The organism is Azorhizophilus paspali, from assembly GCF_043587585.2.
Classification (GTDB): Bacteria; Pseudomonadota; Gammaproteobacteria; order Pseudomonadales; family Pseudomonadaceae; genus Azotobacter; species Azotobacter paspali.
The window spans coordinates 1,201,859-1,212,760 of sequence record NZ_CP171449.1 but is presented as its reverse complement, the minus strand read 5'-3'; the positions used below and the strand labels follow the sequence as shown (position 1 = coordinate 1,212,760).

Genomic DNA, 10,902 nt, shown 5'->3' with positions numbered 1-10,902 from the left:
CATGACCGAGACCAGCAACACCGACAGCGAGCGGCTGACCGAAGCCCTGCGGGCCAGTCTGATGGCCAACGAAACGCTCAAGCGGCAAAACCACGAGTTGCAGGCCGCCGCCCAGGAACCCATCGCCATCGTCGCCATGGGCTGCCGGCTGCCCGGTGGCCTGGCTTCACCGGAGGCGCTGTGGCGTCTCGTCGAAGCGGGCGAGACCGTGAGCAGCGCCTTGCCGAGCGACCGGGGTTGGCAGCTCGATAGCCTGTTCCCCGCGGACTCGCCGCTCCACGAGCGCATCGCCCATTGGCGGGGCGGCTTTCTCGACGAGGTCGCCGGCTTCGACGCCCCCTTCTTTCGCATCTCCGACCGTGAGGCCCAGGCGATGGACCCCCAGCAGCGACTCCTGCTGGAGGTCAGCTGGGAGGTGCTGGAACGGGCCGGCATCGTGCCCGCCACCCTCAAGAACAGCGCCACCGGCGTGTTTCTCGGCGCGACCCAGAACGGCTATCTCGCCGACCTGGAGCGGCGTAACCCGGCTGCCGACGGCTATCGCTTGCAGGGCGGACTCAGCAGTATCGTCTCGGGACGCATCGCCTTCGTCCTCGGCCTGCGCGGCCCGGCGGTGACGGTCGATACCGCCTGCTCCGCCTCCCTCACCGCCATCCACCTGGCGGTCCAGTCACTGCGCAGCCGCGAGTGCGCGCTGGCGTTGGCCGGCGGGGTGACCGTCATGGCCACGCCCGAGGTCTTCGCCGAATTCACCCGGCAGAACGGCCTGGCCGCCGATGGCCACTGCAAGGCCTTCGCCGAACAGGCCGACGGCACCTGCTTCGCCGAGGGTGCCGGCGTGCTGCTGCTGGAGCGGCTCGCCGACGCTCAGCGCGCCGGTCATCCGGTGCTGGCGGTGATCCGCGGCAGCGCCATCAACCAGGATGGCGCCAGCAACGGCCTGACCGCACCGAGTGGCCCGGCCCAGGAGCAGGTGATCCAGCTGGCGCTACAGAATGCGCGGTTACGCCCGCTCGACATCGACGTGGTCGAGGCGCACGGTACCGGTACCGCGCTGGGCGATCCCATCGAAGCCAGCGCGCTGCTCAACACCTATGGACGCGGGCGCCCGCCGGAGCGGCCACTCTGGCTGGGCTCGCTCAAGAGCAACATCGGGCATACCCAGCTGGCGGCGGGCGTCGCCAGCGTCATCAAGATGGTGATGGCGCTGAACCAGGGCGTGCTCTCCAAGACCCTGCATGCCCAGGAGCCCTCCAGCAAGATCGATTGGTCGGAGCAGACCGTGCGCCTGCTCGACAGGGCGCGTCCCTGGCCCGAGACCGGCCAGCCCCGGCGGGCCGGCGTGTCGTCGTTCGGCTTCTCCGGCACCAATGCCCACCTGATCCTCGAACAAGCGCCACCGGCCACGCAGGTTACCCGCCACCCGACCATCGCCGAGCTGGAAGGACTGCCAGCCATCAGCTTCCCGTTGTCGGCCGCCTGCGCGGAGGGATTACGGGCCCAGGCGCGCCAGACCATCGCCCTGCTCGAAGACCCGGCAACCGACCTCGCCGCGCTCAATGCGTCGCTGGCCCTGCAGCGCAGCGCCTTGGATCATCGCGCGGTGATCCTGGCCGCCCAGCGCGAAGACGCCCTGGTGCAACTCCGCGCGCTGGCCGAAGGCCGGCATGTCCCGGGATTAATCCAGGGCCAGCGCTCGCCGAGCGGCACGACCGCCTTCCTGTTTTCCGGCCAGGGGGCGCAATGGCCGGGCATGGGGCGTCAGCTGTACCAGCGCTGTCCACCGTTCGCCGCGGCACTGGACGAGGTCTGCGCCGCTCTCGACCCCTTGCTGGCGCAGCCGCTCAAGAGCGTCATGTTCGCCGACAAGGGCAGCGACCACGCCGCGCTGCTGGATCGCACCGACTTCACCCAGCCAGCCTTGTTCGCCTTCGAGGTGTCCCTGTACCGGATGCTGCGGCATTTCGGCATCGTCCCCGACGTGCTGCTGGGTCACTCCATCGGTGAAATCGCCGCGGCCCATGTCGCTGGCGTCTTCGCGCTGGGCGATGCCGCCCGCTTCGTCACCGTGCGTGGCCGCCTCATACAAGCCATCACCCACGAGGGTGCGATGGTCGCCATCGAAGCGAGCGAGCAGGACGTCAGGGCCACCTTGGCCGGACTCGAACAGCGCGTCGCTATCGCCGCCGTGAACGCGCCGACGGCCGTGGTGATCTCCGGCGATCGCAGTGCGGTCGAGCGCCTGGCCGCGGACTGGCAGCAACGGGGTCATCGCACCCAGCTGTTGCGGGTCAGCCATGCCTTCCACTCGCCGCACCTCGACGGCATCCTTGCCGAACTGCGCCAGACCCTGGCAGGGCTCAGCTTCCACGCCCCCACCCTGCCCATCGTCTCGACCGTCACCGGTACGCCGCTGACCGCCGAGCAGGCACGCTCACCCGATTACTGGGCCGATCAGGCTCGCCAACCGGTACGCTTCGCCGCTGCGCTGCACTGGCTGCTCGAACAGCGCCTGACCACGGCCGTGGAAATCGGCCCGGACGCTGTGCTGACGGCGCTCGGCCGGACCAACGCCAGCCACCCTCCCGCTGGCGATAGCTCGGTGCAATGGATCGCCCCCCAGCGTCCCGACAAGGACGATCCCCGCCCGCTGTTCGCCGCGCTCGCCCAGCTGTACACCCAGGGCGCTGCCCTGGACTGGCGCCGGCTGCTGCCGCCCGCCGCCAGCATGGCCTTGCCCACCTATCCCTTCCAACACCGGCACTACTGGTTGCAGCCGCGCGCCAAGGCGACCGGCCACGCGGGCAAACTGCCCGGCCTGCTCGCCCTGGAGCATCCACTGCTGGCGCACGGGCTCGAACGCGCCGATGGCCAGGGCTGGGTGTTCTGGGGGCAACTGGATGGTTCCCGCCAGCCCTGGTTGCTGGAACATCGCGTCGGTGGCCAGGCGTACGGTGCCGGCGCCATGACCGCCGAGTGCATCCTGACCATAGGCAACCGGCTGGGCTGTCCACGGCTCGAGGACCTGACGCTGCAACGCCTGGTGCCCTTGTCGGAGCAGGGCGCGGTCGATCTCCAGATTCATCTCGATGCACCCGACGCCCAGGGTATACGCAACGTCGCGGCCTACTACCGCCCGGCGGAGCCGGATGCCACGGGTGGCTGGCAACACTTCGCCAGCTGCCAGCTGCTGCCCGACCGCACCGAGCCGCCGCTCTGGCCTGACCTGCAGACCGCCGTCTGGCCGCCAGCCCACGCCGAGCCACTGGCCTTCGCCGATCTTTATGCACGCCTGGCCGAACAGGGCGTGGAACTGGAAGGCTCCTTCCGGCGGATCGTCCGCGCCTGGCAGAGCCCGGAAGGCATCTACGTCGAAGCGGAGCGTGCCCATAGCGAGCCCGACCCGGCCTTCACCCTGCACCCGACACTGTTGGACGCGGGCCTGCACTCGGGCCTGCTGGTCGAGGGCGCAGCGCCTCCCGCCGCCGCGCCGCGCCTGCTGTTCTCCATGAGTGGCATGCGCCTGTACCAAGCCGGCGCCACGCAGCTACGCGGCTTGCTGCAACTCAAGGCGCGACAAACCTCGCCGACCGCGCCCCACGACTACCGCATGCGCCTGGCGGACTACCAAGGCCGGGCCGTCGTCACCCTGGATTCCATGGTGCTGAAGTCGGCCAGCACGGGCGCCCTGCCACGCCGCCTCGTCGGCTACCGGCTACAGTGGCGCGAGGTGGCGCACGACCCCGTGGCTGACCTGCCCGAACCGCTCTGGCTGGGTGCCGGGGACGACCTGCCGAGCGACTGCGCCAGCGCTGCCTACCGCTACCTGGCCGATGCCATCACCGCCCTGGCAGCCACGCCACCCGGCACGGCGCTCGTCCTTGTACCACCAGTGCCCCCGGCTACGCCCGCCGCGGCGAACCACGCCCTGCAGGCCCTGGCGACGACGCTACGCGAGTGGCTGGAAGAGGGGCGCACGACGAGGCATCCGTTGCTGGTGGCAACCCGCCGGGCGGTGGCCACCGCCGCTGACGAAGACGTGCCCAACCTGTCCCAGGCGGCGTTCTGGGGACTCGTGCGCACCGCCCAGGAGGAACACCCCGGCCGCATCCTACTGCTGGACCTGGATACCGCCCCCGCTACTCCGCTTGACGTCGCGCGCGCCCTGGCGGTCGCCCAGGTCGGCGAGGCGCAGCTGGCCTGGCGCCAGGGGCGTTTGTTGGCGCCACGGCTGGTGCGCTCCAGCGCCGTGGCCCCGGCAGCCGAGCAAGGGCCGAGCATCACCCTCGATCCGGAAGGCACCGTGCTGATCACCGGGGGCACCGGCACCCTGGGCCGGGCCCTGGCACGTCACCTGGTCGCCCAGCACGGCGTGCGTCACCTGCTCCTGGTGAGTCGCCGCGGCGCAGCGGCGCCCGAGGCCACCGCCCTGGTGCAAGAGCTGGCCGAACGCGGGACCGCCACCACGGTCGCCGCCTGCGATGTGGCCGATCCGCAGGCCCTCGCGCAGTTGCTGGACGGCCTGCCCGCACGGCACCCGCTCACCGCCGTCTTCCATGTCGCCGGCGTCGTCGAGCCGGCGCCCCTGCTGCAACTCACCCCGGCGCAACTCGAAGCGGTGGTACGGCCCAAACTGGACGCCGCCTGGCAACTCCACCTGCTGACCCGCCAGCGGAACCTGGCGGCCTTCGTCCTCTACTCCTCCGCAGCCGGCCTGCTGCCCCAGCCGGGCCAGAGCCACTATGCCGCGGCCAACACCTTCCTCGATGCCCTCGCCCACCATCGTCGCCAGCTGGGCTTGCCGGCCGTGGCCCTGGCCTGGGGCCTGTGGGCCGAGCGCTCGGCCATGGGCGAGCGGTTGGCCGCCGCGGGTATCCAGGAACTGCTCGACCGGGGTCAGTTGCCCATCGCCCTGGAGGATGGCCTGAGCCAGGTGGACCTGGCGCTGAGCGGTGCCCTGCCGCCGCTCGCGATCCCGGCCCGCCTGGACCTGCCGGCACTACGCCGCCATGGGCCCCAGGCGCTGCTGCGCGAATTGCTCGCCGAACCCAGAGGCCAGCCGGCCAGCCAAGGCCCCGACGCCTTGGCGCAACTGACGCCCAGCGAGCGCCGGACACGCCTGCTGGCGGTGATCGCCCAGGGAATCGGCGAGGTGCTCGGGCATCCCGATCCAGCGGCGATATCCGGGGATACCGAGTTCCTTGCCCTGGGCTTCGATTCGCTCACGGCCGTCGAGATGGGCAGTCGGCTGGCGGCCACCACCGGCGTCCGCTTGCCGTCTACAGCCGTGTTCGACCATCCGACCCCCGTCGCCTTGGCCGAACATCTGAGCGCCTGCCTGGACCAGCCGGGGCGGGCCGCGGCGCCCGCCATGACGGCAGCGGGAGCGCTCTTCGAAGAACTGCGCGAGGCGATGCGGCAGGGGCGCCTGGCATCAGGACTACAGCTGTTGGCGCAATCCGCGGCCAGGCACCCGACGTTCGCCCCAGATGCCGCCGAAGAGCAGGCACCGGCGCCCAGTTGGTCGCATCAAGAACGCGACCAGTCGCTGATCATCTGCCTGAACTCCTTCCTGCCCGCACGAGCCAATCTCACCTATCAACGCCTGAGCCGCGAACTCGAAGGCCGCTACAGCCTGGCGACCTTGCCCCTGCCTGGCTACGGTAACGGGCCGCTGCCAGCCTCCGCCGAAGCCGCGGCCGCGGCGCTTGCGCACGCCGTCGAAGCCTGCGCCGCCGGTCGCCCCTTCACGTTGCTCGGTTTTTCCACCGGTGGGCTGGTCGCCTATGCCGTCGCCGAGCACCTGCAACAGCGGGGCATCCGCCCCGCGGCCCTCTGCCTGATCGATACCTACCCGCCAGCCGCCATGCGTTCGGCGGTCCTGGAGGAAGTCCTGAGCGACTGGCTGGAAAGCCGCAGCGACTTCTGGTCGACCGATGACGACGGCCTGAGCGCCATGGCCTATTACCTGGAACTCTTCGGCCGCTGGCCCCCCCTGCCACTCGCGGCTCCAGTCCTGCTGCTGCAGGCGGAGCAGGCCTCCGCGGCGGGTGCCAGCGACACCTGGCCGCAACTCTGGCCACGCCTGACGCAGGTGGTGAAGACACCTGGACGCCACTTCGCCCTGCTCAGCGATGAGGTACAGCACACTGCGCAGCGCCTCATCCAGGTGCTGGCGGACTACCGCGGAGCGACGTCATGACCCCGGAGAACTTCCAAGAGGTCCTGGATCGGTCGCCACTCTTCCAGAGTCTGGGCCTGAGCGTCGTCACCCTAACTGCCGACAGCGTCTGCCTGGCCATCGCAGAGTCGCGCCCGACCCATGGTGGCGCCTTCGGTAACCTGGCCCTGCCCGGCATCAATGGCGCCGTGCTGTGCGCTGCCCTGGAGACCGCCATCGGCCTCGGCGGTCATGCCGCCCTCGGTCACACGCCCGCGGGCGTCATCGAGTTGTCGGTGAAGCTGCTGCGCCAGGTACGCCGCCTCCCCTGCCACGTCACGGCGCGGCTCGATCGCCAGGCACCGGGCCTGGCCTTCGTTTCCGCGGTCCTGATCAACGCGCGAGGGACGCCTTGCGCCACGGCCTCCGGCATCGTGGTCGCCACCCGGGGTGCTACCGAACGAGGCCTACCGCTCGACTAACCCCGGATTGGCCGTACCTATCCTCAACCTGGAAACCCGTAGGAAGCCCATGAATCAAGCACTGACTGAAACCATGCAGGCCTTTCTGATCCGCCCCGAGCGCTATGGCCAACCGCTGCAGGCCATCCAGCTCGAACAGGTCCGGATCCCCACCCTGGGTCCGCATCAGGTCCTTATCGAAGTGATGGCCGCCGGTCTCAACTACAACAATGTCTGGGCTGCCCAGGGTAAGCCGGTGGACATCATCGCCGCGCGGCGCAAGCGCAACCGTGACGCCGAACCCTTCCACATCGGCGGCTCGGAAGCCTCCGGTTACGTGAAAGCCGTGGGCGACGCGGTCACCCATGTCAAGGTGGGCGATACCGTGGTGGTGTCCTGCTCGGTCTACGACGCCACCGCCATCGAATCGCGCGTCGCCCCCGACCCTATGTTCTGCAGCAACCAGGAAATCTACGGCTACGAGATCAGCTACGGCTCCTTCGCCGAATACACCCTCGTCGAAGACTACCAATGCTTCCCCAAACCCAAGTTCCTGAGCTGGGAGGAAAGCGCCACCCTGATGCTCAACGGTCCGACCGCCTACAAGCAGCTCACCCATTGGGCACCCAATACCGTCAAACCTGGCGATGCGGTCCTGATCTGGGGCGCGGCAGGTGGCTTGGGCTCGATGTCGATCCAGTTGACCCGAGCACTTGGAGGGCTGCCGGTGGCCGTGGTGTCCAGCCCGGAAAGGGGCCGCTACGCCTGCGAACTCGGCGCCGTGGGCTATTTGCTCAGAACCGATTATCCGCACCTGGGCCGTCTGCCGGACTTGAACTCCGACGCTCACAGCGCCTGGACCAAAGGCTTCGCGAGTTTCCGCCGTGACTTCTTCAAGGCGCTGGGCAAAAAGGAGCTGCCCAAGCTGGTGATCGAACACTCCGGCCAGGCCACCTTCCCCACCTCGCTGCAGATCTGCGACCGCTCCGGCATGGTAGTGATCGTGGGCGGCACGTCCGGCTACAACTGCGACTTCGATGTCCGCCACCTGTGGATGCACCAGAAGCGCATCCAGGGCTCCCACTACGCCAACATCCGCGAATGCCAGGAATTCCTGCAACTGGTCGAACAGCGCCGGGTAGTGCCGACCTTGAACACCGTCTATCGCTTCGAGGAGACACCCAAGGCGCACCAGGCGCTGCTGAGTGGCGAAGTCGTGGGCAATGCCGCCGTGCTGGTCAAGGCCGAGCGGCCAGGCCTCGGGGTCGGTTGTTGAATGGCGGCCGGCTCGACGCGCGACTTCTCACGCCCTCTCGGAGACCTAGCCATGTCCCCAACCCACGACCACCCCTGGCTGGTACGGGCCTGCCGCGAGCAGCGGCCACGCACCCTCTATGCCTTTCCCTATGCCGGTGGCGACACCCAGGCCTACGCAGGCTGGGCGACTCGGCTCGATCCCTCCATCGAGTGGATCACCCTGGAACTTCCAGGCAGGGGGCGTTGCCCCGCAACGTCCTATGCCGACATCCAGGCGTTCGTCCAGGCGCTGGTACCGCTCTTCGCCGACAGCCAGAAACCCTTCGCCTTCTTCGGCCATAGCTTCGGTAGCCTGCTGTCCTTCCTCATCTGCCGAGCCCTGGCAGAGCGACGGCTGCCCTTGCCACGCGGCTTGATCCTATCCGGCTGCAAGGCGCCCGCCTGCTTCGAACCGATAGCGCAGCCAGCGCTTTCCGATGATGAGGTGCTGGCCCTTATCCGCGCCTATGGCGGTACGCCCGAAGCAGTCCTGAGCAACCGGGCGCTGATGAGTTTCTTCCTTCCGACCATCAAGGCGGACCTGACCCTGGTTCGCAGCTATCGCTGGCAGCCGCAACCCCCACTACCGATCCCCCTCTTGATCTTGAGCGGTCGCCAAGATCCTACCCATGGTCCCGACGTCGCCCAGGACTGGCGCGCCGAAACCTCCGCAGAAGTAGCCTTTCAAACGTTCGAAGGCGGCCATTTCTTTATCAAGGACCATCATTACGAGGTACTACAGATCATGAATCAATTCTTGCTAAAAACATTATAAAGCCAGATATCAGGTATCTAGGTTTTCTCTGGTCAACCATGAATCAAACAAGAGACGCGCCGAGCTTACGTTCCACCTAACATGATTTCAGAGGACTTTCTGCCCAGAACGGTGAGCAAAATGAGAATGGGCGCTGCCTAGCCTCGACAGTCCTCTACATCAAAACCACGCCAACTTGATCTGCCCAGGACAGCCGGCAGCTTGCCCCAAGAAGGTTTGCTGTCGAAATACCCCTTGAACTTCTAACCTCTCACGACCAAAATATGGTTTCCCGCTGACCTAGCCTGTCTGATCGCGTTTCCTGTACCAGCCCCTCTTGACCACGACACCGCACAGGTGTTCGGTATCGGCGCGCAGGAGCAGCTCTTCAACGTCAATCGGTTTTCGATCCACTACCGCAAGGTGCTGATGGATCTAGACCAAGTCGAGGCCTTCTACCTACAAAAAATTACGGCTGCGGTAGGAACCTGGCTTACGCCCCACCGCTTTCGCCACACCTTGGCTACAGACCTGATGCGCCAGCCTGAGCGCAACGTCAAGGTGACCCAGGACCTGCTCAACCATACCAACATCTCCACCACGCTGGGCTACGTTGAAACCGACCATGAAGTGATACGGGTAGCGATGGCAGAGCGAGAAGCTCGATCACGGGTCAGGCGGATGGTTGCCAGAGTTGACGCCGGCAGCGTTCGAGCGGCACTCAACCAAACACGCAATGCTCTGATCGACATGCCCCTTACGGAGCGTGTCTTTAATGCGCCTGAAGAGCTGCCAGTGACTCCAAATGAGGCTCGTCAGGACAAGCCATGCGTCGCCCCGACACAGGATCGCAGCGAAGCATCAGGCATAGGCCAACAGCTCTGGCATCCTGCCGACATCCCATTATCCACGGGAGATGTTCCTCTTGAGTCAACAGCCTTACAGATCCCAGGGATGCGTGAGCTCTTGACCGAGCTCCTGACCCGACTGAGCCAAACGATGGCCTCAATACAGTTGCCGCCGCTAACCGCCGGCTTGATGGGTCACACACATCAGCAGGCAATCAGCACCTTGCAGACGGCAACGCGAGCCTCGGGATTCCGACCAGGACAGGGACTACGCAGCGACTGACCCAGCGCTCCATACCCCCCTTACTACCGCTTATCGGAAAACGTGACGCGCTTCTCAACATGAGGACGCGCGCGCTCGATAGTTCGTGCCAAGGAAATACCACACGGGCACGCGAAAAAACGCACAGCCACGTGGTTTGGGCTGTGCGTTCTCGCAAATTGACATCAGTAGATGCGAGCTATGTCCGCAACAGACGGCTGCTGTCTGCACGCCAAGCTATACGCCTCCCCGCTTACGACCTCTTTTGATCAAGAGGCCCACCAGGGAGAGAAATGGTGGGTCGTGTAGGATTCGAACCTACGACCAATTGGTTAAAAGCCAACTGCTCTACCGACTGAGCTAACGACCCAACGCGGAGCGCATGATACTGATTTATCTCAGAATTTCAACACCTAAATCCGATAAAGCTCGCCTATAGCGCGTGGGATCGGTAACGCCTGCTGTAGCAAAGCCAGCCGCCCGCAGGCGGCAGGAATCGCATCGGCCACAGGCACGCCCCTCCTCGTCGGCCTGATAGCACGACACAGTCAATCCATAATCGACTCCATGGCGCAAACCGGCGCGAATGATTTCGTCTTTGCCAAGGTTCTGCAAAGGAGCCCGGATACGGAAGCCCTGCCCTTCCACCCCAGCCTTGGTCGCCAGATTGGCCATTTGCTCGAACGCCTCGATGAATGCAGGGCGGCAATCCGGATAGCCGGAGTAGTCCACTGCGTTGACGCCAATGAAGATGTCTCGTGCACCCAACACCTCGGCCCAGCCTAGCGCCAGCGCGAGAAACACCGTATTGCGCGCCGGCACATAGGTGACCGGGATACCCTCGCAAGGAGACTCCGGCACCGCAATGGCAGGATCGGTTAGTGCCGACCCACCGATTCCGCCCAGATCCAGCCCGATCACCTTATGCTCCACCATACCGAGTTGCCGGGCCACCCGTTCGGCGGCCCTCAACTCGGCTCGGTGACGCTGGCCATAATCGAAGCTCATGCTGTAGCAGGCATAGCCCTCAATCTTGGCCAGGGCAGCCACGGTAGCGGAATCGAGACCGCCGGATAGCAGGATGACCGCTTTTTTCTCGTTCATTCGTATCGCCTCGCTAG

The 10,902-nt window shown here is 66.3% G+C and carries 6 protein-coding genes and 1 tRNA gene; 5 read left to right on the top strand and 2 right to left on the bottom strand.

The genetic code is table 11. The features are described from left to right. The first annotated feature begins 1 nt into the window (after position 1). The 5 genes from ACGI6K_RS06035 (at position 2) to ACGI6K_RS06015 (ending at position 9,802) form a co-directional block, all read left to right on the top strand. Entirely contained in the window at positions 2 to 6,202 is a 6,201-nt protein-coding gene (locus ACGI6K_RS06035) for a type I polyketide synthase (RefSeq protein ID WP_376941990.1), read from the top strand. Next, positions 6,199 to 6,642: a PaaI family thioesterase gene (locus ACGI6K_RS06030; RefSeq protein WP_376941988.1), complete on the top strand. Its 444-nt coding sequence runs from the start codon at positions 6,199 to 6,201 to the stop codon at positions 6,640 to 6,642. Before ACGI6K_RS06035 ends, ACGI6K_RS06030 begins: the two co-directional genes overlap by 4 nt. Positions 6,643 to 6,691: 49 nt before the next feature. Next, a complete protein-coding gene (gene ccrA / locus ACGI6K_RS06025) occupies positions 6,692 to 7,897 on the top strand; it encodes a crotonyl-CoA carboxylase/reductase (protein ID WP_376941986.1) in 1,206 nt (401 codons plus the stop codon). Between the two features lie 51 nt (positions 7,898 to 7,948). Next, a complete protein-coding gene (locus ACGI6K_RS06020; RefSeq protein ID WP_376941984.1) occupies positions 7,949 to 8,692 on the top strand; it encodes a thioesterase II family protein in 744 nt (247 codons plus the stop codon). A 336-nt stretch (positions 8,693 to 9,028) separates the two neighbouring features. After that, a complete protein-coding gene (locus tag ACGI6K_RS06015; RefSeq protein WP_376941982.1) occupies positions 9,029 to 9,802 on the top strand; it encodes a site-specific integrase in 774 nt (257 codons plus the stop codon). A 273-nt stretch (positions 9,803 to 10,075) separates the two neighbouring features. Here ACGI6K_RS06015 and ACGI6K_RS06010 read toward each other — a convergent pair. Together ACGI6K_RS06010 and queC are read right to left on the bottom strand one after the other, a co-directional pair. Beyond that, positions 10,076 to 10,151 (bottom strand) — tRNA-Lys (locus ACGI6K_RS06010). Between the two features lie 23 nt (positions 10,152 to 10,174). Beyond that, a complete protein-coding gene (gene queC / locus ACGI6K_RS06005; protein WP_376941980.1) occupies positions 10,175 to 10,885 on the bottom strand; it encodes a 7-cyano-7-deazaguanine synthase QueC in 711 nt (236 codons plus the stop codon). Between the last annotated feature and the right edge of the window lie 17 nt (positions 10,886 to 10,902).

What these genes read in the sequence shown, in the direction of transcription:
- ACGI6K_RS06035 (WP_376941990.1), top strand. Translation starts at nt 2, where the DNA reads ATGACCGAGACCAGCAACACCGACAGCGAGCGGCTGACCGAAGCCCTG.
- ACGI6K_RS06030 (WP_376941988.1), top strand. Translation starts at nt 6,199, where the DNA reads ATGACCCCGGAGAACTTCCAAGAGGTCCTGGATCGGTCGCCACTCTTC.
- ccrA (WP_376941986.1), top strand. Translation starts at nt 6,692, where the DNA reads ATGAATCAAGCACTGACTGAAACCATGCAGGCCTTTCTGATCCGCCCC.
- ACGI6K_RS06020 (WP_376941984.1), top strand. Translation starts at nt 7,949, where the DNA reads ATGTCCCCAACCCACGACCACCCCTGGCTGGTACGGGCCTGCCGCGAG.
- queC (WP_376941980.1), bottom strand. Translation starts at nt 10,885, where the DNA reads ATGAACGAGAAAAAAGCGGTCATCCTGCTATCCGGCGGTCTCGATTCC.